The 25,232-nt window shown below is 70.6% G+C and carries 20 protein-coding genes and 1 tRNA gene; 4 read left to right on the plus strand and 17 right to left on the minus strand.

Going from position 1 to position 25,232, the window contains the following annotated elements:
* Positions 1-816: 816 nt before the first annotated feature.
* The 3 genes from ABD093_RS19460 to ABD093_RS19470 all read right to left on the minus strand — a co-directional run bounded on the left by ABD093_RS19460 (position 817) and on the right by ABD093_RS19470 (position 4,576).
* The gene (locus ABD093_RS19460; protein ID WP_193119140.1) at positions 817-1,911 is read right to left on the minus strand and encodes a LacI family DNA-binding transcriptional regulator; all 1,095 of its coding nucleotides are present in this window, start codon (positions 1,909-1,911) and stop codon (positions 817-819) included.
* A 202-nt stretch (positions 1,912-2,113) separates the two neighbouring features.
* On the minus strand, positions 2,114-3,502 hold the full coding sequence (locus ABD093_RS19465; RefSeq protein WP_343926641.1) for a GntP family permease: 1,389 nt from the start codon (positions 3,500-3,502) through the stop codon (positions 2,114-2,116).
* Positions 3,503-3,787: 285 nt separating this feature from the next.
* Positions 3,788-4,576, minus strand: coding sequence for a sugar phosphate isomerase/epimerase family protein (locus ABD093_RS19470; RefSeq protein WP_193119142.1), 789 nt, complete (start codon positions 4,574-4,576; stop codon positions 3,788-3,790).
* 130 nt (positions 4,577-4,706) lie between these two features.
* On the opposite strand from ABD093_RS19470, the gene ABD093_RS19475 reads away from it, so the two are divergent.
* Positions 4,707-6,185 carry a sulfatase-like hydrolase/transferase gene (locus tag ABD093_RS19475; RefSeq protein WP_193119143.1) on the plus strand — a complete coding sequence of 493 codons (1,479 nt, stop codon included), beginning with the start codon at positions 4,707-4,709 and terminating at the stop codon, positions 6,183-6,185.
* An 86-nt stretch (positions 6,186-6,271) separates the two neighbouring features.
* Positions 6,272-7,711 (plus strand): sulfatase family protein, encoded by a 1,440-nt coding sequence (locus tag ABD093_RS19480; RefSeq protein WP_193119144.1) that lies wholly within the window; start codon positions 6,272-6,274, stop codon positions 7,709-7,711.
* A gap of 31 nt (positions 7,712-7,742) precedes the next feature.
* Here the strand turns inward: ABD093_RS19480 and ABD093_RS19485 are convergent, their stop codons facing one another.
* Positions 7,743-8,501, minus strand: coding sequence for a CE1759 family FMN reductase (locus ABD093_RS19485; RefSeq protein ID WP_193119145.1), 759 nt, complete (start codon positions 8,499-8,501; stop codon positions 7,743-7,745).
* 276 nt (positions 8,502-8,777) lie between these two features.
* Positions 8,778-9,944, minus strand: coding sequence for an LLM class flavin-dependent oxidoreductase (locus tag ABD093_RS19490; RefSeq protein WP_343926642.1), 1,167 nt, complete (start codon positions 9,942-9,944; stop codon positions 8,778-8,780).
* 281 nt (positions 9,945-10,225) lie between these two features.
* Here ABD093_RS19490 and ABD093_RS19495 point away from each other — a divergent pair, with 281 nt between their 5' ends.
* A complete protein-coding gene (locus ABD093_RS19495) occupies positions 10,226-12,334 on the plus strand; it encodes a S9 family peptidase (RefSeq protein ID WP_343926643.1) in 2,109 nt (702 codons plus the stop codon).
* Between the two features lie 374 nt (positions 12,335-12,708).
* Here ABD093_RS19495 and ABD093_RS19500 read toward each other — a convergent pair whose 3' ends face one another.
* The 5 genes from ABD093_RS19500 to ABD093_RS19520 all read right to left on the minus strand — a co-directional run bounded on the left by ABD093_RS19500 (position 12,709) and on the right by ABD093_RS19520 (position 16,842).
* Positions 12,709-13,557, minus strand: a complete 849-nt coding sequence (locus ABD093_RS19500) for a MetQ/NlpA family ABC transporter substrate-binding protein (RefSeq protein ID WP_343926645.1) — start codon at positions 13,555-13,557, stop codon at positions 12,709-12,711.
* A gap of 73 nt (positions 13,558-13,630) precedes the next feature.
* Complete coding sequence (locus tag ABD093_RS19505; protein WP_343926647.1) at positions 13,631-14,308, minus strand: methionine ABC transporter permease; 678 nt, start codon at positions 14,306-14,308, stop codon at positions 13,631-13,633.
* Complete coding sequence (locus ABD093_RS19510) at positions 14,305-15,036, minus strand: methionine ABC transporter ATP-binding protein (protein WP_343926649.1); 732 nt, start codon at positions 15,034-15,036, stop codon at positions 14,305-14,307. The genes ABD093_RS19505 and ABD093_RS19510 overlap by 4 nt, the downstream gene beginning before the upstream one ends.
* Before the next feature lie 128 nt (positions 15,037-15,164).
* Entirely contained in the window at positions 15,165-15,776 is a 612-nt protein-coding gene (locus ABD093_RS19515; RefSeq protein WP_343926651.1) for an OsmC family protein, read from the minus strand.
* Between the two features lie 34 nt (positions 15,777-15,810).
* Positions 15,811-16,842, minus strand: a complete 1,032-nt coding sequence (locus tag ABD093_RS19520) for a hypothetical protein (RefSeq protein WP_343926653.1) — start codon at positions 16,840-16,842, stop codon at positions 15,811-15,813.
* A gap of 595 nt (positions 16,843-17,437) precedes the next feature.
* Between ABD093_RS19520 and ABD093_RS19525 the strand changes: the two genes are divergently transcribed.
* Entirely contained in the window at positions 17,438-18,499 is a 1,062-nt protein-coding gene (locus ABD093_RS19525) for an Rv2578c family radical SAM protein (RefSeq protein ID WP_343926655.1), read from the plus strand.
* Between the two features lie 89 nt (positions 18,500-18,588).
* On the opposite strand, the gene ABD093_RS19530 is transcribed toward ABD093_RS19525, so the two are convergent.
* The 7 genes from ABD093_RS19530 to ABD093_RS19560 form a co-directional block, all read right to left on the minus strand.
* Positions 18,589-18,673, minus strand: a tRNA-Ser gene (locus ABD093_RS19530).
* 84 nt (positions 18,674-18,757) lie between these two features.
* Positions 18,758-19,678 (minus strand): hypothetical protein, encoded by a 921-nt coding sequence (locus tag ABD093_RS19535; protein WP_343926657.1) that lies wholly within the window; start codon positions 19,676-19,678, stop codon positions 18,758-18,760.
* 58 nt (positions 19,679-19,736) lie between these two features.
* Positions 19,737-20,282 carry a flavin reductase family protein gene (locus ABD093_RS19540; RefSeq protein WP_343926659.1) on the minus strand — a complete coding sequence of 182 codons (546 nt, stop codon included), beginning with the start codon at positions 20,280-20,282 and terminating at the stop codon, positions 19,737-19,739.
* A 321-nt stretch (positions 20,283-20,603) separates the two neighbouring features.
* Positions 20,604-20,711, minus strand: a complete 108-nt coding sequence (locus tag ABD093_RS19545) for a methionine/alanine import family NSS transporter small subunit (RefSeq protein WP_343926661.1) — start codon at positions 20,709-20,711, stop codon at positions 20,604-20,606.
* A 49-nt stretch (positions 20,712-20,760) separates the two neighbouring features.
* On the minus strand, positions 20,761-22,404 hold the full coding sequence (locus tag ABD093_RS19550) for a sodium-dependent transporter (protein WP_343926663.1): 1,644 nt from the start codon (positions 22,402-22,404) through the stop codon (positions 20,761-20,763).
* Between the two features lie 241 nt (positions 22,405-22,645).
* Positions 22,646-24,223 carry a PTS ascorbate transporter subunit IIC gene (gene ulaA, locus ABD093_RS19555; RefSeq protein WP_343926665.1) on the minus strand — a complete coding sequence of 526 codons (1,578 nt, stop codon included), beginning with the start codon at positions 24,221-24,223 and terminating at the stop codon, positions 22,646-22,648.
* Between the two features lie 86 nt (positions 24,224-24,309).
* The gene (locus ABD093_RS19560; RefSeq protein ID WP_343926667.1) at positions 24,310-25,194 is read right to left on the minus strand and encodes a PTS sugar transporter subunit IIA; all 885 of its coding nucleotides are present in this window, start codon (positions 25,192-25,194) and stop codon (positions 24,310-24,312) included.
* Positions 25,195-25,232: the final 38 nt, after the last annotated feature.

Raw genomic sequence — 25,232 nt, forward strand, 5'->3', positions numbered from 1 at the left:
GGCGTCGTCTGCGTGCGCGGCGTTCGATGCCCCCACGACGACGGCAAGTGCAGATATCGTTGCCAGACTTCTCTGGATCTAGGGTTTCACGGCACAATCCTCATCGTTGATGATGTGTAAAGGGACCATATCATCGGCGGGGCTGCGGTAGTCAAGTCTGTAGCGACTCCGCGGGGCGGCTGACTGGTCGATGTGCGAGGTCTGCGGTGAACAACTCCAGGCTCTGTGCGTCCACGCCGACGTTGGCAATATCGCGATCACCTGCACCGGCACCTGTGTCTGGGGCCTAGTGCCTGGATGGTCGATACCTTGCGAATGCGACGGTTAAGGCGGCCGACATGCTCGATGTCAGCTGTCACGCGGCGGGATTTTCAGGGAGGATGACTCCTTGTGCGGCGTATGAATAAATCGCCCATAACATGACAATCGCGGTGAAAATGAGGCCGAAAGCGACTCTCTTGGATGTCTTTGTCACGTTCGCTTCGCTTTAGAAAGACGAACAAATTTTTAGGAAGCAGCTCTTATAATTACAACTCCGGCCGAGGCTGCTGCGATGCCGACTGGCCCTCCTGTGACCTTCAGCGCGCCCTTGAGAGCTGCAGGCCCGAGCTCGAACAATGGTGGAAGCCGCGAGTCCCCACTTCCCTCATCGCAGTTCCGATCGCGGCCCAGGTGCCGGCGGAAAGAACGCCGGTAGAGATGCCGAGTGCGCTCAGTGCGACGCACTTCGCGTAACAGCGCGCCGACCCCGAGCCGGGCGCGGAGGCGCAGCTCGACTGCGCTGTACCTCCGACCTCGACGGTGCGGCGGCCGGGCTCAGACCTTTGCCGTGAGCGCCGTGGACTCGCGCAGCAGCACGTCGCCGCGCACGTGCACCTCGAGGGGCTCCTCCGGGGCGTCGGACTCCATCGGCTCTGACCCCGTCGTCCCGGTCTCCGCGTCCGCGGGCGGGGTGCCGAGCACCCACTGGACCGCCTGGCGCGCCATGTCGTGCAGGGGGAGGGCGATGGTGGTGAGCGCGGGGTTCGAGTCCGCGCTGTCGGGCACGCCGCCGAAGCCGGCGACGGAGACCTGGCCGGGCACGTCGATGCCGCGACGGCGCAGCTCGCCGAGGGCGCCGAGGGCCATGACGTCGGCCGGGGCGAAGACGCACAGCGGGGCGTCGTCGGTGCTGGTGGCGGAGCTGAGGTGCGACTCGATCGCCTCAGCCAGCTCATAGCCGCCGTCGCGGGTCAGTCCCGCCTCGATGCTCAGCTCGGGCTCGATGCCTGCCTCGGTCAGCGCGGCGATGAAGCCGCCGGTTCGGTCCGCGGCCGAGGGGATCCCGGAGATGCCCTGGACCACGGCGAAGCGGCGGTGGCCCTCGACGATCAGCGCGGTGGCGAGCTCGTGAGCCGCCGCGGCGTTGTCGGGCACGATGGTGCGGCCCACGCCCACGGACTGGCCCATGCCCACGACCTTGCCGCCGTTGCGGGCGAAGCCCTCGAGCAGGGTGCTGATCGCGGCGTCGGAATCGTTGCCGTAGCGGTGCGAGCCCACGAGCACCAGCGCGTCGACCTGCTGGGCGATGAGGGAGCGCAGTGCGCGCACCTCGGTGTCGATCTCACGGTCGGTCTGGGTGAGCAGCACCTGGGACTGCGACGCGAACACCTGCTGCTGGATCTCGCGGGCGATGGTCGCGAAGTACGGGTCGGCGATGTCGTGGACCACCAGACCGATCAGGCCGGAGCGGGAGCGCGCGAGGGCCTGCGCCTGGGCATTGGGGACGTAGCCGAGCTTCGCGGCCGAGGCCTCGACCCTCTCGGCGACCGCCTTGCCAGGGACGCGGGCGGATCCGTTGAGCACGCGGGACGCTGTGGCCAGGGAGACCCCGGCATCCTGGGCGACGTCGCTGAGACGCACTGCGGCCATCGGGGGCTCCTACTTCTCGGGGATGCTGTCGGGATCGGACGGGGAAACGCTGTCCCGATTTTTCCAGCATAACGACGCCAGGAGCGGCCGACGGGGGAATGGCGCCTTCCGGTGGCGTGACTTTCGTCCTCCTGCGCCGTCCGCTCCGGGGCGCGCCAGCCGGACCTGTCCGGCGCGCTGGCCCGTCACCTGAGCCGGCTGATCAGGCGAGGAGCCCGATCACCATCACGAGCGGCAGGGAGATGAGCGACGCGATGGAGGTGACTATCGTGAGCGTCTTCAGGGTGCCCTGCGTGGAGAGCCCGATCAGCGACTTGAACATCCAGAAGAAGTTGCTGTTGACCTGGAGGGCGAACATGGCGCCGGAGGCGACGGCGAGGCCGATGGCGATCGGGGCGACGTCGATCGAGCCGAGCACCGGGGCGATGATCCCGGCCGCGGCGATCGAGGCCACCGAGACCGAGCCGATCGCCAGGTGCAGCACCGCGGCGATCACCCAGGCGAGCAGGATGCTGAGCACGATCGGGGCGCCGGCGTCGGCCGAGAACAGGCCCGCGAGGATCTCGTCGAGCCCCGTCTCCGCGATCACCGCGCCCAGCGAACCGCCGATGCCCGTGATGAGCAGGATCTCGCCGGTGGTGTGGAAGCCGGTGCCCAGGGCGTTGTTGGTCCCCTCGGAGCCCAGAGTGCGACGGGCCAGCAGGTACGCGCCGAGCAGGCCGACGAAGAGGGCGAGATTGGCGTCGCCGATGAAGGCGACCGCGTCGGAGGTGACCCCGAACAGCTCCGCGAAGGCGCCGCCGCCGATCATCACCAGCGGGACGAGGATCGGCAGCAGGCACACCAGCAGCGGCGGCGTGCGGGGGTGGTCCGTGGCGGGGGCGTCTGTCTCGTCGGTGGTGGTCGAGGGGCCGGCACCGTCGGCCTCCGCGCCGTCGGCGAGCTCCGCGCTGTCGGCGAGCTCCTCGTCGGCGGCGGGCTTCCAGTAGCGCCCGCGCAGCAGCTGGCGGAAGATCAGGGTGGTCGCGATCGCGGTGAGCGGGCCCAGCACGATGCCGTACAGGATCCAGGTGCCCAGCGGGATGCCCATCAGTCCGGCGATGGAGACCGCGGCCAGGCCCGGCACCACGAACACATAGCCGGCGAAGATCCCCGTGCCCAGTGCTCCCGCCATGAGGGGCAGGCCCCGCCGGCCGATCAGCGGTCCTGCCGAGCGCACCACGGGGGAGGCCAGCACGACCTGCACGTCCACATAGATCGAGGGGAAGATGGTCGACATCGCGGCGGTCAACGCATACGGGAGCCTGCGCCCGCCCACGTCGTTGACCAGCAGCTCGACCATCTTCTGGAAGGCGCCCATCGCATGGAGGAGGGAGCCGATGAGCACGCCGAAGCCGATCAGCAGCCCGACCTCGGCCATGATCTCGCCGAAGCCGGTGGTGATGGCGCCGATGGTGCCGGTGAAGCCCACGCCGGTGGCGAGGCCCAGGTAGAGCGAGCCGATGATCAGTGAGATCACCGGGTCGACCTTGCCCTTGATGATGAGGGCGACGACCCCCATGATCGCTATCACCGTGTGGAGTATGACCACGGAATGCTCCTGTCCCAGCGCGGGGTGCCAGGGACGTAGTGCCGCGACGCAGTTCCGGGACAGTCTGCGGCACCCGGAGCCCCTGATCTGCGAGATCGGCTCTGCGTGTCGGGACGGATCGGCTCAGGCGGAGATGTCCAGGCGTGAGGGGTCCACGGGGTGACGCGGGGGTTCGCCGGCCGTCAGCCGCCCGGAGGCGAGCTCCGTGCGCAGGGCGCATGCAGGCTCACCACGTCGGCGCGGGAGTACAGCTCCTCGGGCTCGACCTTCGACGCCCCAGGGCCCTCACCGAGCGTCTCCTGCTCCGGCGGCATCCGCGATCAGGGTGCGCAGGGTCTGCGCCTCCCCGGCGAGGGTCGCCGGGTCGTCGCCCGGGAGGAACTCGAGCAGCGCGTCACGGTCCGAGACCTCGGCGGCGAGCAGCGTGAACACCTCGCGCCAGAGGCCCGCGCGCGCGGCCAGGGGAAGCCGCTCGTGGGTGGGCCACCAGGAGAAGACATGGGTGGTCGAGGTGCGCGGCAGCACCTGGCGCAGGGTCTCGAGGGCGTCGGCGTCCGGCATGCCCTGATGGGGCTGCCAGTACGAGAGCACGGTCGGCCGGGCCACCTCGTCCAGGAGATGGAGCGTCGAGCCGAGCTCGTCGGTCAGGGTCCGGCCGTGGAACTCGAGACCGACGTCGACGCCATGCTCGGCCGCGCGATCCGCGAACTCCTGGATCCGGCGCACGATCCGCGCACGATCCCGCTCGTCGACGTCGGCCGAGCCGCGGCTGCCCGCCCACACCCGGATGCGGGGCGCGCCGAGCGCCCGGGCAGAGGCGAGGACGCCTTCGAGCTCCGCCGAGAACTCCTCGTCGGAGCCCTTGAAGCGCAGGTAGGAGCCGTAGGAGGCGACGGCGAGGCCCGCCTGCTCGGTGAGCTCGCGGGCATGGCTCGCGGCGACGGTGTCCCCGGGCGGGACGTGGGCGTCGCCGGCCCATTCGATGCACGCGAGGCCGGCGTCGGCGGCGAGTTCGACGACACGGTCGACCTCGAGCGCGCGGAAGGTGACCGAGCACAGTCCGGGACGGATCATGGTGACTCCTGGGGTCGGTAAGGTCTGGTGTTGGGACGGTCGGGCGTCGGGGCGGTCAGGACAGGGCCTCCGACGACCAGATGGCAAGCGTTTGCCCAGAGCGTATCGCGAGCACGAGGAGGTGGAGGTGATGGTCGGTGATGCGAGCGGCGCCGACGGGTCGCACCCGGGTGCTGCGCCCCGCGCCGCTGCGACGCCGAACGTCCTGCTGCTGGTCACCGACGACCAAGGGGCCTGGGCGCTCGGCTCGCGGATGCCCGAGCTGCGCACCCCGACCCTGGACCGCCTCCAGCGCGAGGGGAGGACGTTCGAGCAGTTCTTCTGCGCCTCCCCGGTGTGCTCCCCGGCGCGGGCCAGCCTGACCACGGGACGCATGCCCTCGGCTCATGGCGTGCACGACTGGCTCCGGCCGGAGGCCCTGGCCCGCACGGATGCTCCGCTGCGGCCGTTCGAGCCGGACTTCCTGGAGGGCCTGCCCGGCGCGGACTCGCTCGGCGCGATGTTCTCCCGCCACGGGTACCGGTGCGGGATGACGGGCAAATGGCACCTCGGCTCCGCGGCCAGCCCCGCGGAGGGATTCGAGTACTGGTACGCCCACCAGCTCGGCGGCGGCCCCTACTACGACGCCCCGATCTGGCAGCAGGCCGACGGGACCGGCATCCCCGCATCCCCTGCGCAGCCCGGCACCGAACCCGCCTACCTCACCGACGCGATCACGGAGCGCGCCCTCGACTTCCTGGGCATGACGGAGGCCGACGATCGGCCCTTCTTCCTCCAGGTCAACTGGACCGCCCCGCACGACCCCTGGTTCGACGGCAACCATCCCGCGGACCTGCTGGACCTCTACGCCGAGACGGACTTCCCCTCCGTGCCGCAGCCCCCGCCGCACCCCTGGTTCGTCCCCGAGAACTTCCCCCGCGCCGGCGCGGACCGCCACGGCGCGCTCGCGGGCTACTGCGCCGCGCTCAGCGGTGTGGATCGCAGCATCGAGGCACTCCTGGCCCAGCTCGAGCGCAGCGGACTGCTGGAGGACACGATCGTCGTCTTCACCTCGGACAACGGCTTCTCCTGCGGCCACCACGGCATCTGGGGCAAGGGCAACGCCACCACCCCGCTGAACCTCTGGGAGCCCTCGATCACCGTGCCTCTGATCGTCCGCTGGCCCGGTCACGTTCCTGCGGGAACGCGCGATCGCACCCCGACCTCGGCCACCGGTCTGCTGGAGACCCTGGCCGAGCTCACCGGTGCCGTCCCTCTCGAGGACCCGCTGCGGGCGGGACGATCATTCGCTGCGCGGGTGGTGGGTGGCCGGGGCAGTCCGGGGCTCGGGGATGAAACCATCGTCATCCACGACGAGTACGGAGCCCACCGCATGATCCGCACCGACGGCTGGAAGCTCGTGGTGCGCCGCGAGGGCCCCACCGAGCTCTACCACCTCCAGGACGATCCGGGCGAGGAGCGCGACCTCTCCCACGATGCCGCGCACGCGGGCCGACGTCGCGCGCTGGCGGACGATCTCACCTCGTGGTTCGCGGCCCATGAGACCCCAGCGCTGAGCGGCTGGGACACCGCGGTGGACGGCGCCGGCCAGCGGCGCCCGGTCGGCTGAGCCGTGCCGCCGACCAGCATCTGCGCGACGTGCGCCGGCCCGCTCGTCGATCACTCCCGACCCGTCTCCCCGTGAGGAACCCTCCCATGCCCACTCCGGATCGTCCGAACATCCTGCTCATCGTCTCCGACGACCACGGCTACGCCGACCGTTCCGCGAGCGGCAGCAGCGATGCCCGCACCCCGAACCTGGACCGCCTGGCGGCCACGGGCACCACGTTCGAGAACGGGTATGTCACCGCTCCGATCTGCTCGCCGTCCCGAGCCGGCCTCATCGCGGGGGCGCACCAGCAGCGCTGGGGCGCGCAGTGGTTCGACACCTCGGCGTTCCCGCCGGCGCCGCGGAAGGTCATGCCCGAGATCCTGGGGGAGGCGGGCTACCGCACCGGATACTTCGGGAAGGTGCACTACGGGCCGGAGCGGCCGGGTGATCGCGCCTGCCCCGACCGGCACGGCTTCGACCGGTCGCTGTACGGACTGGCAGGGCTGAGCATGGGGCGCCTGCACTACCTGCGCCACTCCGAACAGGCCCTGGAGAAGTACGGCGAGGCCGCCTCGCGCCACGGCGTGAGCCCGCTGTTCGAGGATGGCCGCGAGACCGACTGCGAGCGACACCTGACGGTCGAGTTCACCGAGCGGGCGATCGACTTCATGGCGGATGGGGCGCAGGTGAGTGGACGCGAGGACCCCTTCTTCTGCATGGTCGCCTACAACGCCGTGCACAACTTCGCCTGGCAGCTGCCGCAGGACGAGCTCGACACCCGCGCCCTGCCCGCCCATGACGACTTCGACCCGGCGGCCGCGGAATATGTGGACTGGTACGACGGCGCGATCTCCCCGCGCCTCGAGCGCGGCCGCGACTACTATCTCGCCCAGCTCGAGATCATGGATCGCGAGATCGGCCGGATGCTCGACCACCTCGAGGCCACCGGGCGGCGGGAGAGCACGCTGATCGTCTACCTGACCGACAACGGCGGCTCGACCTGCAACTACGGGGACAACGCCCCGCTCGTCGGCACCAAGTACAGCCTCTTCGAGGGTGGCGTGCGGGTGCCGTTCCTGGTCTCCCGCCCCGGCACGGTCCCGGCCGACGCGCGCTCCGCGGCGCTGGTCTCCGCGCTCGATCTGCTGCCGACGTTCGCGGCCGCGGCCGGGGTGACGCTCCCGCCGGGCATTCCCGTGGACGGGATGGACCTCCGCCCGGCCTGGGAGGCCGTGACGGAGCAGGGTGTGGGGGAGCGCCAGACCGATCGCGGGCACGAGGCGCTGCACTTCGACACCGGCTTCCAGTGGGCCGTGCGCACCCCGGACTGGAAGCTGCGCTGGGTCGATGCGAGCACCGGGCACCGCGAGCACCTGCTCGCCGTCGAGCACACCGACATCGGCGACGGGCTCACGCTGGTCCCGCTCGGTGCCGGCCTCACCGATGAGTCACCGCAGGCCGACGTCGCCGCGCAGCACCCGGAGGTCGTCGCCGAGCTGACCGCCCTGCACGAGCAGTGGGCGGTGCAGCTGGCGTCGAACTGACCCCTCTCAGCTCGCGTCGGCCTGGCCTCGCTCAGCCGCGGCCGAGCAGCCTGTCCATCGGTACGAAGTCCGCGAACTCCGCATCCAGGGTCGAGGTCGGCTCCGCAGGAGCCCCGTCGGCCGCCTCGGCGGCAGTGCCAGCTGCATCCCGAGCTGCCGCGTCCTGCGCTGCTCCGGCCGCTGCCTCTGCGCCGCCGGCCGAGGCGCCGATCCCGGCGCTGAGCATCGTGGCGAGCTCGCGCGCGGCCCGGCGCACGCGCACCGCGAGCGGCTGCTCATCGGCCTGGCCGTCCGTGTCGGCGCCGAAATCGGCCGACGCCGCGAAGACGACCGTCGGCACGACCTCCGCCTTGAGGTACCCGAACATGGGGCGGATCGCGTAGTCGATCGCGAGGGAATGGCGCGCGGTGCCCGCGGTCGCGCCGAGCAGCACCGGCTTGTTCTTCCAGATCTCGATGTCGATCGCGTCGAAGAGCATCTTGAACAGACCCGAGGGGCCGACGTTGAACACCGGGGTCACCGCGATGACCGCGTCAGCGGCGCGCACAGCCTCGATCACCATCGACAGGCGCTCGTTCGGGAAGCGGGTGAGCAGGGCGTCGGTGATGTCGTGCGCGTACTCGCGCAGCTCCACCGTGGTCACGTCCACCTCGATCCTGGCGTCACCCTCGGCACCGTCGCGGCCGATCGCGGTGGCGGCGGCTCGGGAGAGCTGGTCGGTGAGCATGCGGGTCGAGCTGGGGGTGGAGAGCCCGGCGGACAGGGCGACCAGGCGGACGGTATCGGTCATGGGGTGATCCTCTCAAAGAGCGGGACGACGACGAGGGCGGCGTGACGCCGGCAACGTGGCGTCGGTGGCGTCGGTGGGGTCGGTGTCAGCGGGGCAGAACGGGTGGGCTGGCGCTGAGGGCCAGGTCTGTTCGCGTCGGCGGGGCAGAGTTGGGGGAATGTCCGGCGGATTCCTCCAACTCTGCCCCGCTCGCAGGGTTGGGGGTGAGCCGAGGCGGGTCAGGGTCGCTGAGCCGCCGGCCGCGGGGCCAGGGTCGGCGAGCCGGCGACCGCGGGGTCAGCGGCGAGTGGTGCCGGCGTCCTCGGCGCGCAGGCCCGTCCAGTTGTCGCCGGTCTCGAACTTGTAGGCGTCGTCGAAGGAGCCGCGCTCGGCTTCGGCAGCGGCGACTCGTGCGGCGTGGGTGGGCGCCTCGGGGACGTCGGCCGGCTTGCGTGCCTCGAGCTCGCGCCGCAGCACCGGGACCACCTCGGTGCCGAGCAGCTCGATCTGCTCCAGGACGGTCTTCTGCGGCAGGCCCGCATGGTCCATGAGGAACATCTGGCGCTGGTAGTCGCCGACGTTGTCCGCCATGGTCAGGTAGCGCTCGATGACCTGCTCGGGGGAGCCGACGGTGAGCGGGGTCTGCGCGGTGAAGTCCTCCATCGAGGGTCCGCCGCCGTAGACGGGGGCGTTGTCGAAGTACGGGCGGAACTCGGTGATCGCGTCCTGGGAGTTCTTGCGCATGAACGCCTGGCCGCCGAGGCCCACATAGGCCTGGCGGGCCGTGCCGTGGCCGTAGTGCTCGAAGCGCTCGCGGTACAGCTGGACCATCTGCGCGGTGTGGCTCATGGGCCAGAAGATGTTGTTGTGCAGAAAGCCGTCGCCGTAGTATGCGGCCTGCTCGGCGATCTGCGGGGAGCGGATCGAGCCGTGCCACACGAAGGGGGCGACGCCGTCCAGCGGGCGCGGGGTGGAGGTGAACTGCTGCAGCGGGGTGCGGAAGCTGCCCTCCCAGTCCACGACGTCCTCGGTCCAGAGCCGACGCAGCAGGTCGTAGTTCTCGATCGCGATCTCGACGCCCTTGCGGATGTCCTGGCCGAACCACGGGTAGACGGGGCCGGTGTTGCCGCGGCCCATCACGAGGTCGATGCGACCGCCGGTGAGGTGCTGGAGCATCGCGTAGTCCTCGGCGATCTTCACCGGGTCGTTGGTGGTGATCAGCGTGGTCGCGGTGGACAGGATCAGATCGGTGGTCTGCGCGCCGATGTAGGCCAGCGTGGTGGTGGGGGAGGAGGTCACGAACGGCGGGTTGTGGTGCTCGCCGATCGCGAACACGTCCAGGCCCACCTGCTCGGCGAGCTTCGCCTGCTCGACCATGCCCTTCAGGCGCTCGTTCTCGGTGGGCACCCTGCCGGTGGTGGGGTCCGGCGTGATGTCGGCGATGGTGAAGATTCCGAACTGCATGATCGCTCCTCGTGGTAGGTCTCGATGATCGGGAGGAGCTCTGCGTCCTGTGAGGATCTGCGCCCTCCGGGACTCCGTGCCCTCAAGGGCTCTGTGCCCTGAGGCCCGGTGGAGCATCTCCGATCGATAGTTCAAAAATAAACTAGTTCGGCGGGGGATGCAAGCCCGGGGTGATCGGCGTCCCGTCGGCCGGGTCGGGAATCCCGTCGGCCGCCGGTCGTGACCCCGTCGAGACCTGGATCCGGCCCCGACTGTTCGTCACAGTGACAGGATTGCTGACCATGACATCCGAGAGCATTGAAGCCCTGTTGGACGCGACCCGGTTGGCCGGGCTGGAGACCACCGACGGGGGCAGGATCCTCGCGAAGGTCTCCGCACCGACTGCGAAGGGCACCGCCTACCGCAGCGCGCTCGTGGAGCTCGAGGGTGACCGCATTCTGCCGCTGACCCGCGGCGATGCCTCCATCGGGGCGGTCGCCGCCGCCGAGGACGGCACCACCTTCTTCACCGCCAAGCGGGTGGGCGAGGACGGCGCCGAGGCGGACGACGCCCAGCTGTGGGCGCTGCCCGTGCGCGGCGAGGCCCGCGAGCTCGCCGCCCGCCCCGGCGGCTTCGGCACGCTCCACCTGGCCGGCGACCACCTGCTCGCCGAGCTCGAGGTCCATTCCCAGGCCCGGGACGAGACCGAGCACGCCCGCCTGAGCGCGACACGGCAGAGCGCGAAGGTGACCGCCGCCTTCCACAGCGCGTTCCCCACGCGCTACTGGGACCAGGATCTGGGGCCGACGCGCACCGTTCTCGCCCTCGCCGCCCTGCCTGAGGACCTCGCCTGGGCCGAGGCGACGGAGCCCGCCGGCACGGAGCCCGCCGGCACGGAGCCCGCCGGCACGGAGCCCGCCGGCTCGGCGACCGGATCCGCCGACGGCACCACCGACAGCTCCGCCGACGACGGGCCCCGCGCGCAGGTGCTCCACTTCCGCCACGTCGAGATGCCGCCGGGACGGCTCGTCGACTGGACCGTGGACCGCACCGGATCGCGCGCCCTGGCGGCGATGTCGGATTCCCGCGGTGACCTGGTCGCCGTCCCGGATCTCTACCTGCTCGACCTGATCGGGGCGCAGCCGCCGCGACTCCTGCGCGAGGCGACGGCGGACCTCGAGCACGGCCCCGGCGAGTTCAGCCCGGACGGCACGCGGGCGCTCATCGGGCGCCAGCAGATCTGGACCCAGGAGCTGAGCCTCGCGGCCTCGGTCGAGCTGCTGGACCTGGCCGACGGGACGTCGACCCCGGTGTGGCCCGAGCTGGACCACTGGGTCGATCCGGTGTGGCTGGACGACACCACGCTCATCGCGACCAGCGACGACCACGGCCGCGGCTCCGTCTGGATCGGCGGGGTCGACGACCCGGCACCGCGACGCCTCGTCGGCGGCCCGGAGCAGGATCTGGCGTTCTCGTCGGCATCGGTCGCCGGGGGAGCAGTCATCGCGTCGACCTCCGGGATCGACGTGGCGCCCTTCCCGGTGCGCATCGACCCGGCGACCGGGGTTGTCGAGGAGCTGCCGAACCCGGCCGCCTCCCTGGCCTCCGCCGGCACGCTCACCGAGGTCGCTGCGACCGCCGAGGACGGCACCGATTTGCGCGCCTGGCTGCGCGTCCCCGAGGGCGAGGGCCCGCACCCGCTGGTGGTCTTCGCCCACGGCGGCCCGTGGGGATCCTGGAACGCCTGGACCTACCGCTGGAACCCGAACCCCTTCGTGGCCGCCGGCTACGCCGTGCTGCTTCCGGACCCTGCGATCTCCACCGGCTATGGCCAGGCGATGATCGACCGCGGCCAGCACGAGCTGGGCGGCGCCCCGTTCACCGACATCATGGCGCTCACCGACGCGGCCGTGGAGCGGACGGACATCGACGCCGAGCGCACCGCCTTCTCCGGCGGCTCCTACGGCGGCTACATGGCCAACTGGGTGGCCGGGCACACAGGCGACCGCTTCCGCTGCATCGTCACGCACGCCTCGCTGTGGGACACCGAGTCGATGGGTCACACCACCGACAACGCGGGCTGGGAGCGGTCGATGCGCGACCAGAACCAGCAGTACAACCCCAAGGACTACGTGGGGGACATCGTCGCCCCGATGCTGGTCATCCACGGCGACCGCGACTATCGGGTGCCGATCGCTCAGGGCCACGCCCTCTGGTACGACCTGCACGAGTTCTCGGCGACCCCGCGCGACGCCGACGGACGCACCCGGCACCGCTACCTGTACTTCCCCGACGAGGGCCACTGGATCCAGGGCCGCGGGAACGCACAGGTCTGGTACGAGACCTTCCTGGGGTTCCTCGACGAGCACGTGCGCGAGGTGGCCTGGGCCCGACCAGCGACGCTGGGCTGAGGCGCACCGGCTTCGCGGCGCGCGTCGAACGGGACGCCCTGGCAGGGGGAGGCGGAGGGGGGTGCCCTGACCGTCCCAGCCCGGACACGCCGGAGCGGGCTCGCCGAAACCACTGGTATGCCCCACCTGCGGGACGTATCAGTGGAATCGGTGGGCGTGTGCTGTGCCAGCGGGACGATCCACCAGGCGCGGTGCGGCATTCCCTCGATATGTCCCGTTAACGGCACGTTTCGGCGGTTTCGGCCTGCGTGTCGGGCAACGTCGGCGCCTGTCGCGGTGGCCTGCGCCGGCTGGGCCTGCCAGCGTGGCCTGCGCCGGCTGGGCCTGCCGGCGTGGCCCCGACCGAGAACGCCGCGGCCTGCGCCGGCACCCTGTCAGAACGAGGGGAGCAGGGTCTCGCTGTGCTCGTCCTCGAGGAAGGTGCGCACGGCGTCGCTGGTCATCGCCCGGCGCAGCACCTGGATCTTCTCGGAGTCCTGGTTGTCCTCACGGGCCACCAGGGAGATCGCGAAGCGCTGGTCGACCTTCTCCTCGAGGAGGATCGCGTCCGCCGGGGTCAGGCCCACCTTCGAGATGTAGGTGGGGTAGTTGTAGACCATCGCGATGCCGTCCTCGTCGTACGCCGAGGCCAGGTTCAGCAGATCCACCTGCACGAACTCGAGCGCCAGGGGATTGTCGACGATGTCGCCGACGCGGCCCTCGAAGCCGGCGTCCTCCGGCAGGGTGAGCAGCCCGTGCTCGTGGAGGATCGCGAGCGCCCGTCCCTCGTTCGAGGCGTCGTTGGGGATCGCGATCTTGGCGCCCTCGGGGATCTCGTCGGCGCTCTCGTAGGCCTTGGAGTAATAGCCGACCTTCGCGTCGTAGATCGGCTCGAGCAGCACGAGGTCCGCGTCGTTCTCGGCGTTGAACGCCTCCATGTACGGCTTGTGCTGGGCGAAGTTCGCGTCGACCTCGCCGTCGGCCAGGAGCCGGTTGTACTGGACGTTGTCACTGACCTGCACCAGCTCGATCGTGTAGCCCTCCTCCTTCGCGACCGTCGCGGCGGTGGTGACCACGTCGGTCATCGGTGGCAGGTGCGAGGCGACCTTGATGACGGCGTCCTCCCCGGAGCCACCGGAGTCGCCGGAGCCACCGGAGCCGGACCCGCCGCCGACGCCGCAGGCGGCGAGGGCGAGCGTGGAGGCACCGGTCAGGGCGGAGAGGGCGAAGAGGCGTCGGTTCATGAGAGGACTCGTTTCATCGTGGGGGAGGGCCGTGGGGCGCTCGCCGGGGGTACCGAGGGTGCGGGATCGCCGGTCAGCGACCGCGTTTGTCGAGGAGCCGGGCGAGCAGGGTGCCTGCCCCCTGGATGAGCATCACGGCCACGATCATCAGGACGATCGTGGTGTACATGAGGTCGTACTCGTAGGTCTGGTAGCCGTAGCGGATCGCGAAGTCGCCCACGCCGCCGCCGCCGACCACGCCCATGATCGTGGAGTAGCTGACCATCGAGATCGTGACGGTGGTCAGGCTCAGCACCAGGCCGGAGCGGGCCTCGGAGTACAGGAAGCGCACCACCAGCTGCAGCGGACCCGCGCCGAGGGACCGGGCCAGCTCCACGGTCTGCTCGGGCACGTCCAGCAGGGTCTGCTCGGAGAAGCGGGCGTAGAGAGCGGCGGCCACGAAGGCGAGCGGCACCGACGCCGCGGTGGTGCCGAAGGAGGTTCCCACCAGCCAGCGGGTGATGGGGATCAGGGCCACGACGAAGAGCAGGAAGGGCACCGAGCGCACCACGTTCACGTAGGTGTTCAGCACGCTGTGCAGCCAGCGGCGCTCGAAGGGCCCGCCCGGGCGGGAGAGGTACAGCAGGGTGCCCAGGGGGAGGCCGACGAGGACCGCCGCGAGCATCGAGTTGCCCAGCATGTAGCCGGTCTCCACGATCGACGTGATGATCTCGCCGCGGTACTCGCCCAGCCGGGTCAGCAGATCGTTCATGCCAGGTGCTCCCGGGCGCGGTCGGCGTAGCTTCCGGTGCGCTCGCGCGGCGGGGGAGGCGTGACATCGAGGAGGGCCGCCAGGTGCCCGCCCTCGAGCACGGCGGCCCGGTCGCAGGAGGCCTTGATCACGTCGAGCTCGTGGCTGACCAGCACGATCGTGGTGCGGAACTCGGTGCGCACGTCCCGCAGCACGGCCATCACCTCATCGGTGTGCCCGGAGTCCAGGGCAGACGTCGGCTCGTCGGCCAGCAGTATCTGCGGCCTGGTCGCGAGCGCTCGCGCGATCGCGACGCGCTGCTTCTCGCCGCCGGAGAGCCGGCTGGGATGCTTGTCGCGGTGGTCGGCCATGTGCACGAACTCGAGCATCTGCAGGGCGGTATCCCGCCCGCGACGCCCCTGCAGACGCAGCGGCATCGAGACGTTGTCCAGGACGGTCGAGTTGCCGAGCAGGTTGAACTGCTGGAACACCATGCCGATGCCGCGCCGCCGGGCGCGCTGGGCACGGGGCCGGAGAGTGCTGAGGTCCTCGCCGTCCACCAGCACGGTGCCCGACGTGGGCGCCTCGAGATGGTTGATCAGGCGCAGCAGGGTCGATTTCCCGGAGCCGGATTCGCCGACGACGCCGAACATCTCGTTCTCGGTGATCCTGAGGTCGATGCCCTCCAGGGCGGTCACGACGGACCGGCCCTGCGGGAAGGTCTTGGCGACGTTCAGGAACTCGATCATCGGCTCTCACGAGGGGGAGGGTCGAGCTGTGCGCCGGGGCCGGAGGGCCGAGGAGAGGCGGCTCGAGAAGGTTCCTTCAGCGTACCGAGCACCCTGGTCAGGGGGCTATGCGGTGCATCACGTCGGCCTCAGCCCTGAGCGGACTTCCACGCTCCGTCGGGCGCCTGGAGCTCGACGACCGGCTCGCCCGAGCCGCTCAGCAGCTTCGAGACCGGGCAGCGGGCATGAGCGGCATCGAGGAGCGGCTGCGCCTCGTCGGGCGCCATCGCGTTGATCGTGACCAGCGCGCGGGGCGCGAACCGGTATCCGCCCGACGGGTCCCGGTGCAGGCCGACCTCGACGCTCACGTGGCTCCCGTGCGGCAGGCCGTGCTCGGCGAGGACCACGCGCAGGGTCTCGCCGAGGCACGTGCTCCAGGCCATGGCGAGGAGCTGCTCGGGGTTGAACCCGCGTGCCGGTGCCGTCGGCCCGCCCGTGGGGAGCAGGACCTCGGGGGTCGGCAGGGCCTCGGAGGTCGGCAGGGCCGTCGCGGGCACCTCGGCGGCTGGGCGCTCGCCGCCGGGGCGTGCTGCGGCGGGATCCTCCGCGGCGAGCGCGGTGGGACCGTCGTGCACGCGCACCTGGCCGGAGGTGCCGCCGATGTTGTCCACGCGGGCGACGTACAGCGCATCGGCCCGAGGGCGGTGCGGAGCAGATTGGTCCGGACTCGTGGCCGGAGCCGGGGTCGAGGGCTGCACCATGCTCCCAGGCTAGTGGGTGACGCGCCCGGCGGGATCACGCCACCTGATCCGACGGCGCGAGCCAGGTGTTGCACTGAGCGACATCGCCGTCCGATTCCAGACCGACCGTCAGCCAGTGCACGCGGGACGCCGGCTCGAGGCTGTGGGGCTCGTCCTCCGTGGGCCAGGTCGACTCGTCGAGCAGGGTCTCGATCATCTCCGGCGTGGGCTGGGCCTCCGCGGGCAGCTGCATGGTCGAGGCCGCTGCGAGGCAGCGCATCTGCAGGTTGTACCGGCGCCAGGCCTCCTCGGCGCGCTCCGGGTCGTCCGCGAGCTTCTCGTCGAGCGCGTTGAAGTAGAACGCCAGCGAGCTGTTCCAGGTCAGCGTGTTCATGTACTGGTACGACAGGTCCCACGCGTACGCGCCCGGCACCGCGGCGGGATCGGTCTGCTCGGCTCCGGTGCCGTAGCCCGCGGGCCAGTAGATGGTGAAGTCGGGGTTGCAGACCCGCGGGAAGTCCTCCTCGAAGGTATCGGGTTCGCAGGGGGAGCTGGGGATGTCCGGGTAGGTGTAGACCTGGACCGATGGCCCGTCCCAGGGCAGTCCGCGGTCGGAGCTCGCGCTGGACCACAGGAAGTCCAGGCAGTCGTTGGCGGCGTCCAAGGTCGCCTGCAGCTCCTCCACGGACTGCTCGACCGGCGTCTCGGGGATCTCGCAGCTGCTGACATCGGGCAGGGACCCCGTGGTCAGCGGGTTGTTGGCCATGACCGCCCAGACGTCGTCGGCGTCGCCCTCCACGGTGTCGAGCGGGGAGATCCCGACGAACGTCGACTCCGCCGGGTCCGTCGAGAAGTCGGCCTCCGGAGGCTGTGTCGAGGTCGATTCTGGGTCCGACGGGGCGGCGGTGGAGTCCGGCCCGCCGCCGCGCTGGAGCGTGAGGTAGAGGACGCCTCCACCGATCACGAGCAGCAGCATGGCGATGCAGCCGAAAGCGACCGCGATCAACGCCCAGCGGCGCCCGGGGGACGGCTGCCGTCCCGGGGTCTGCGGGCCGTCGGGGCCGACGGAGCCCGGTGGGCCGCCCATGCCCGTCGGACCGCCTGGGAAAGTCGGACCGCCTGGGGCCGTGTGCCCGCCCGGGCGCGCCGGACTGCCCGGTCCGCCGTAGGGGGAGGCGCCGAACTGTCCGTTGTGCTGCGGAGCAGGGGACGATGCGTTGTCGGGGGAGGCACCGGGGTGAGCGTTCGGGTGGGGCTGGTCCGCTCTCCACGCCTGGTGGGTGGCGTCGGGATCGACGCCGTGCGGGCCGGGTCCCTGCGGATCGGGTCCTTGCGATCGGTTCTGGCCGTCTCCGCCCCCGTACCCCGGTGGCCCGTCATACGGCGCGCCGTCCCCTGTGCCCGACATGCGTTCCCCCTCGTGTTCCCCGGCCGTTGCAGATCGCAGGATATCCGGGGCGGACGCAGCGGGCAGGGGAACTGTGGGCTCGGGGCTGCGGAACTGCCGGTGCCGGCCATCCAGGCGCGCACGAACCGGGCCGCCTCGCACCGCTGACGTGGGCTTTCGCGGAGATCGACGTCGGAGGTCCCGATGCGGTCACGAGGTGGCACCCGTCGGCCTCCACCCAGGATGCGTGCGCGCCGCCTTGACAAAGGATCGAACACGCGTTCGACTGTGCAGTATGCGATGGAGTGGACAGGCGATCGACGGCGAGCAGCGCTCCCAGGCCCTTCTCGGGATGAAGGGTCTGGTGCGCAGCGTGCGCACCCCTGAGTTCCAGGGCGTCACCTTCCACGAGGTGACGGCGAAATCGGCGCTGAACCGGGTGCCCGCCTCGAGCTCGATGCCCTTCGCATGGAGCGTCAACCCGTATCGCGGCTGCTCCCACGCCTGCGTCTACTGCTTCGCGCGCAGCACGCACACCTATCTCGACCTCGATGCGGGTGCGGACTTCGACCAGCAGGTCATCGTGAAGGTCAACGTCGCCGAGGTGCTGCGCGCCGAGCTCGCCAAGCGCTCCTGGAGCCGCGAGCTCGTCGCGCTGGGCACCAACACCGATCCCTATCAGCGGGCCGAAGGGTGCTACGGGCTCATGCCCGGGATCATCTCCGCCCTCGCCGACAGCGGCACCCCGATCTCGATCCTCACCAAGGGCACCCTGCTGCGGCGGGACCTCCCGCTCCTGACGACCGCCGCGGACAGGGTCCCGGTGGACCTCTCGATGTCGATCGCCGTGTTCGACGACGACCTGCAGAAGACGATCGAACCGGGCACGCCGACCACCGCCGCGCGGCTCGCGACCGTGCGCGCCGCGGCCGACGCCGGCTTCCGCGTGACCGTGTTCCTCATGCCGATCATGCCGTGGCTGACCGACTCCGACGCCCAGCTCGACCAGGCCCTCGCGCGGATCGCCGAGGCTGGTGCGGAGCGCGTCGTCTTCGGCGCCCTGCATCTTCGGCCGGGGGCCAAGGAGTGGTTCCTGCAGTGGATCGAGCGGGAGCATCCCGAGCTCGCCGCCGGATATCAGCGCTTCTACGGCCGGGAGTCCTACGCGCCGGCGAGCTACCGCAAGAACCTGTCCCAGCGGGTGCGACCGCTGCTGCAGCGCCACGGCCTGGACATCCATGAGGACGAGGATCAGCCCGAGCAGCGGCGGGCGGCCGCCGGCAAGGTCGCCCGGGCCGGCAGGGTGCGGTCCGCGCCGGCGGCGCTCGACCTGGTCCCGCAGCCGTCACTGTTCTGAGTGGTGCAGCTGTTCTGAGATGAGCACCTGTTCGGGGACGAGCAGGGACGAAAATGCCCCTCACCGCCAGGTGAGGGGCATTTCTTCGGCGGAGGATAGGGGATTTGAACCCCTGAGGGCGTTAACCCAACACGCGTTCCAGGCGTGCGCCATAGGCCGCTAGGCGAATCCTCCAGCGCTCGTAAGAGCAGGCATCAGCGTACCCGACACCCAGGGGTGGTGCGAACCGAGCGGGCGCAGGTCACACTGCGTGCCCGCTCAGGGCTCCAGCTCCTCGAGCTCGACCAGTCGCAGATCGTACTGATCGATGCTCAGGGCAGTACGCAGTGGCACCTCGTGGGACGAGCCGACGACGAACAGAACCCGTCCGCCGGGGACCGCGCCTGTCGCCGACCGCAGTCGCGCCGCGATTGCCAAGTTTCTCGCGCGCCAGTTCGCCAGCATCACCCGGCGCAGCCGAGGAGTAGTCCCTCCGCCGACGAGTCGCTCCGAGCTCTCCAGACGTTCGGTCGTGGCCCGCACATCATCCGATGCGTAGAACCGCCATTGAGCCCAGAGATCCTCCGCGAGCTGCGGCGGAGAGATAGCCTCCGCGAGCAGACCGGAGACCTCGTTCTTGTAGTCCTGGAGCTCCGCCTCGAACCCCTCCGGCAGGGGGTCGATGTTCTCGACCCCGGCGTGATCATCGACGTGGGCGACGCAGTCATGGCCGAGCTCTCGGGCGATGTGCGCGTCGATCGAGATGGTCTCCCGACGTCGACCCGCGAGGTCGTCGAGGAACTCTCGGACGGCTTCGTCGAGGTTCGCCTCCTGATACGGGAGCAGCAGGGCATTGATCGGCTCCCGTGCGCGGAGCCAGGCAAGGACTCGTTGGGTCAGCGATGTGTCGGGAGCGCAGGCTTCGCGCCGCGCGGCCCAGGCCTCGCCGGGGGTGGCGTCGAGCAAGGAGGCTCCCCGCCTCGCGTCCACGGCCCCGCCGACCTGGAAGTCTGCGAACGTCCCGCCCCGCTGCTCGTACTCGACGACGAGGTTCCCCGGCAACGCCTCGATCGCCACCAGGTCCGGCCTCCAGGAGAGCAGGCGCTCGCGGGCGTGGGCCACCACGGGCTCCGGCGTCGTCGCGGACAAGTGCGCGGTCGGGACGATCAGGAGCTCCGTGCTCGGCGGGGGAGAGGGCATCGTCGGCCTTTCTGCGCTGGAGGCACGGTCAGGCTATCGAGCGGAGCCCTCGAATGGCTCAGATCTCGTACTCGAGGAGCTGGTGGTAGGTGCGGTTGCGGTAGACCAGCGGCTCGTCGTTCGCGATCTCGGCGCGGTCCGCGGCGACGATCACGAGGTGGCTGCCGCCGGCGGGGACGCGCTCCAGGATCCGTCCGCTGATCCAGCCCGCGGTGCCGCCCAGCACGGGCTCCCCGGTGGGCAGCTGGTGCCAGTCGACCTGCGCGAACCGGTCGATGCCCGAGGTCGCGAACACGGCGGAGACCTGGCGCTGGTCCGCGGCCAGCAGGTTCACCGTGACCGTCTCGGCCCCGCTGAGCGCGGGCCATGACGACGAGGTGTCGTTGATCGAGAAGGCGAGCACCGCAGGCTGTGCGGACACGGAGATCACCGAGGTGGCCGTGAAGCCCACGGGTCGGGTGCCGTCGGTCAGGGTGACGACGGCGACGCCGGCGGGGTGACGCCCGAACAGCGCGGCGAAGGTCGCCCGGTCCAGGGTTCCGTCGGCGGCGTTCGGCCCGTCGGCATCGGCGGGGCGGTGGCTCGTGGTGGCATCGGATGACATCGGAATGCCTCCTCGGAATCGTCGGGTCGGGCAGGAGCGCCCCGGGCAGCGCGGTGCTCGGGAGGGCGTTCGTCCGACTGTAGAGAGCGCGGCGCGGTCGACGCCACGAATGTGACGCCGGAAGACATCGGACGGGACCGGAGACGCGGACGACGGTCGAGGGACCGGTGGGAGTGCGGAGCGGGAGTGGGGCCTGGTGCGGTTCCTGCGACGAGAGGACCGATCCGCGAGTGCGGATCGGTCCTCTCGTCGCAGAACTGGGCGTGCTCTGCGTGTCCGGCGTGTCCGGCGTGCCCGGCGAGGCGGGAGACGCCCGCGGGGTCAGTCGCCCTTCTCGGGGTGGCGGACGATGTTGACGACGGCGGCGACGAGGCCGCCCCAGACGGTGATGATCGCGATGGACATCATGACGATGGCGGAGACGGACATGGTCACTCCTTCGTGAAGAGGGTCGACAGGATGGGGATCGGCACGGGGCTCACCATTCGGCGGACCGCAGCTCGTGCGGGGTGGTGGCCTCCGGCGTGGAGACCAGGCCCTTGCCGGCGACGGCTTCGGGGGCGACCGGGTCGCCGTCGGAATCGTCCTTGTACAGGTTCGACCCGGCCGGCCACGGGATCAGCGACAGGCCGATCGCGACGACGACCAGGCCGATCGCCATCAGCCACCCGAAGACGAAGACGAACCAGCCCGGGTATTCCCCGTAGGTGGTCGGAGCAGTGAGCAGATCGCGCGTGCTGAGGACCAGCGAGACACCAAGCACGATCGGGGCGATGCCACCCACGCACACCAGCCACCAGTTGCGAATCGGGAAGCTGCCCTTGAGGTTGAGGTGGTCGCGCAGGGTGGGCAGGCCCCGCACCACGTAGGTGACGATGATCGTGGAGACCGCGGCGGCCGCGACGATGCCGTACTCGTTGGCCCACTTGTCCAGCACGTCCAGCAGGGGCAGGCCCATCGTGGTGGAGAACAGCGCCGTGGAGACCACGGCGAGCGGGATGCACACCCACAGCGTCGCGGGGATGCGGGCGAAGCCGAATTTGTCCTGGATGGCGGCGATGACCACCTCGACGATCGAGATCAGGGAGGTGAAGCCGGCCAGCACCAGCGAGCCGAAGAACAGCACGCCGATCACGGCGCCGGCGGGGGCCTCACTGATGATCGTCGGGAAGGCGACGAACGCCAGGCCCGGACCGGAGGTTACGACCTCGTCGATCGCGACGCCCTGCGCCTGCGCCATGAAGCCGAGGGCGGAGAACACGCCGATGCCGCAGAGGATCTCGAAGCCGGAGTTCGCGAAGCCGACCACCAGACCGGAGCCGGTGAGGTCCGTCTTCTTCTTGAGGTACGAGGAGTAGGTGAGCATGATGCCGAAGGCCACGGACAGCGAGAAGAAGATCTGGCCGTAGGCAGCGATCCACACCGTGGGGTCCAGCAGCGCGGCCCAGTTCGGCGTGAACAGCGCGTCCAGGCCGTCGATCGCACCCGGGAGGAACAGGGCCCTCACCACGAGGATCACGAACATGATCACCAGCAGCGGGATGAACACGACCGAGCTGGCGGCGATGCCCTTCTGTACGCCGAGCGCCATGACCACGATGACCGCGAGCCACACCACGATCATGGAGATCAGGACGGCGGGCACGATGTCGAAGGAGATCGTGGCGTCGGCTCCACCGAGCGCCTGGGTGTACTCGTTGAAGAAGCCCTCCGCGTCATCTTCCCAGCGCTGGTTCAGCGAGAAGAAGGTGTAGTTCGTGGCCCAGGCCAGGATCAGGGCGTAGTACAGGGCGATGATCAGGGCGATCAGCACCTGCCACCAGCCGATGAATTCCGTCCAGCGCTTGAAGCGGCGCCACGCCATCGGCGCGGAGCCGCGCCAGCGATGCCCGATCGCGTAGTCGAGGAAGAGCAGCGGGATACCGGCGCTGAGCAGCGCGATGAGGTACGGCAGGATGAACGCGCCGCCGCCGTTCTCATAGGCCACTGCGGGGAAGCGCCAGATGTTGCCGAGGCCCACTGCGGAGCCAATGGCCGCGAAGATGAACGCGGTGCGGCCGGAGAAGGCCCCGCGGTCGGCGCTCGAGGCCGTCGCGGCAGGAGAGGGGGATGTTGCGCTCAAAGGTGTCGCCTCCGAAAGATCGCGCGGAAAGGGCGGAAAGGAATGCGCCGTGGGGACTTCGCCGAGGAAAGGATCGCGCCGAGGGCAGTGGCTGGGGCATGGCGGACCCGGCGGAGCGCCGGGACGGCGCACGGTCAGCGGGTCTCGCGCCCGTGCGAAGGCCGGAGGTGCGCGGTCGGAAGGGGTGGGCGGCCGCACATCGTGCCCGGATGATACCCGTCCTGGGGCCTCGCCCGCAGGGTCAGTCTGCCAGCGGCGGGGGAGGCGTCGGCGCACCGGTCGGGGGCGCGACCCGCGGGTAGCTCCCGGCGCCGGTCCGCACGGCGGCTGGACCGGCCTGCGTCGGCGCACCGGCCACGGCGGCCGTGGTCCCGGCCCCTGCGGCGGCGCGGGCCGGCGAGGGATCCCAGCCGGCGTCGACCACCCGGCGCTGCATGAGGATGGCGCCGCCGAGGAGCACGGCGCCGACCACGACCAGCAGGATGATGCCGGGCAGCACGCCGGTGCGGGCCGAGTAGCCGATGAGGATGCCGAACCAGCCGAAGTCGGTGTCGCCGAAGGTGGTGTTGGCCGATCCGAAGGAGCCCAGCACCTTCAGCAGCAGCGCCGGCAGGAAGGTGACCAGCAGGCCGTTGACGAAACCGCCGGCGACCGCGCCGCGTCGGCCGCCGGTCGCATTGCCGTAGACGCCCGCCGCGCCACCGGTGAAGAAGTGCGGCACCAGGCCGGGCAGGATCAGGGCGAGCCCGAGCACCGGGCCCAGCCAGACGCCGAGCACCAGCAGGCCCACGAGGCCGCCGGCGAAGCTCGAGAGGAAGCCGATCAGCACGGCGTTCTGGGCGTAGGGGAAGACGATCGGGGCGTCGAGCGCCGGGATCGCGCCGGGGACCACCTTGGCGGCGATGCCCTGGAAGGCGGGCACCAGCTCGCCGAGGATCGTGCGCACGCCGAAGAGGATCACGGCCACGGCGATGCCGAACTGGAGGCCCTGGGTCACGGACTGCATGAGGTAGTTGCCGACGTCGGTCGCGCCGCCCTCGAAGGCGTCGAAGGCGGTTCCCTGCCCGGCACGTGCCAGGTAGACGACGGCGACGACGAGGTACATGAGCACCATCGACAGGGCGGTGGCGACCATCGAGTCGCGCAGGAAGCGCAGGGACTCGGGGACCTTGAGGTCCTCGGTGGAGCGGCTGCGGCCCTTGGGGTCCACGAGCCGGCCGACGGTGCCTGCGGCGATGTATCCGGCGGTGCCGAAGTGGCCGATCGCGATCGAGTCGTCCCCGGTGATGCGACGCGTCCAGGGCTGGGCGAAGGCCGGCAGCGACACCATGAGTATGCCCAGCAGGACCGCGCCGAGGACCACCACGACCACGGTCGGCATGCCCGCCGAGGCCATGACCACCGTGATCAGGGTGGCCATGAACAGCAGGTGGTGGCCGGTGAGGAACACATAGCGCAGCGGCGTGAAGCGGGCCAGTCCGATCGCGACGATGAAGCCGAGGATCATCAGCCATGCCACCTGCGCGCCGAACTCCTCCTGGGCGATGCCGGCGATGGCCTCGTTGGTGGGGACCACGCCCTGGGCGCCGAGGGCGCCCTGGATCATGGTGCCCAGCGGGGCGAGGGAGGCGGTGACGAGGGTGGCGCCGGCACCGATCAGCAGGAAGCCGAGGATGGCCTTGAGGGCGCCGCCGGCGACCTGGCCGGCGGACTTGCGCAGGGCGATCAGGCCGATTGCGGTGATGATGCCGATGAGATAGGCGGGGACGCTGAGGATCTCGTTGACGAGGAACTCGGCGATCGTGACGAGCACGTTCATGGTCTTGCTCCGTGGGGTGGGAGGGAAGGAGGAGGAGTGGGGGTGGCCCGCTGGGACTCAGGAGGTCCTGAGATCCGGCAGCGGACTCAGACCGCGTAGACGCGCCGCAGCACGGCGTCGATCTCCGCCTGGGAGGTGAAGTTCTCGATGATCTCGACGCGGACGCCGACGTCGCCAAGGGTGTCCGCGATGGCGCCGGAGGTGAGGATGGCGTCCGCCTCCTTGGCCCGGCCCTTGGCGGAGATCGTGTCGGTGGCCTGGATGTCGAGATAGGAGGACCAGCCCCAGCGGTCCAGGACCTGCTCGGCCGTGTTCTTGAGGAACAGACTGGTGCCCAGCCCGTTCCCGCACACCGTGAGGATCAGGTTCTTCGAGGGGACCGCGTCAGGGTCGACGACGGCGGATGCGCCGGTGGGCGCGGGATCGGCCGCCGGAGCGGCGGCGGTGGCCGACGCCGGGGCTCCCTCGGTACCGGCGACCTGTGCGGTGCCAGCGGTGCGTGCGTCGGCCGAACCGGCCGCGCCGTCGGCCCCGAGGGCGGTGAGTACCTCGTCCGGGGTCGACGCGGAGTCCAGCGCACGGCGGCCCTCCGGATCAGCCAGCACCCCGGCCAGGGCGGCGAGGGCCGCCTGGTGGGCGGAGGAGTCCGCAGCGGCGAGCGCCATGACCAGGGTGACGGGATCGTTGGCCTGGTTGCCGAACTCGACCGGCTCGGCCAGGCGCACGAACGAGAGCGCCGTGCGCAGCACGGAGTCGTCGGGGCGGGCGTGCGCGAGGGCGAAGCCGGGCGCGATGACGATGTAGGGGCCGTGCTCCTCGACCGTGCGGATCATCGCGTCGGTATAGGAGCCGGTGGTGGCCCCGGCGGAGACCAGCAGGTCCCCGGAGAGCCGGATCGCGGCGCGCCAGTCCTGCGCCGGGGCGTCGAGGAGGATCGCGGTGGGGTCGACCAGATCGCTGAGCTGTGACATGGAGAACTTCTTCTGACGAGGGAGAACGCGGATGCGCA

The sequence above is a fragment of the Brachybacterium tyrofermentans genome (assembly GCF_039526165.1).
Classification (GTDB): domain Bacteria; phylum Actinomycetota; class Actinomycetes; order Actinomycetales; family Dermabacteraceae; genus Brachybacterium; species Brachybacterium tyrofermentans.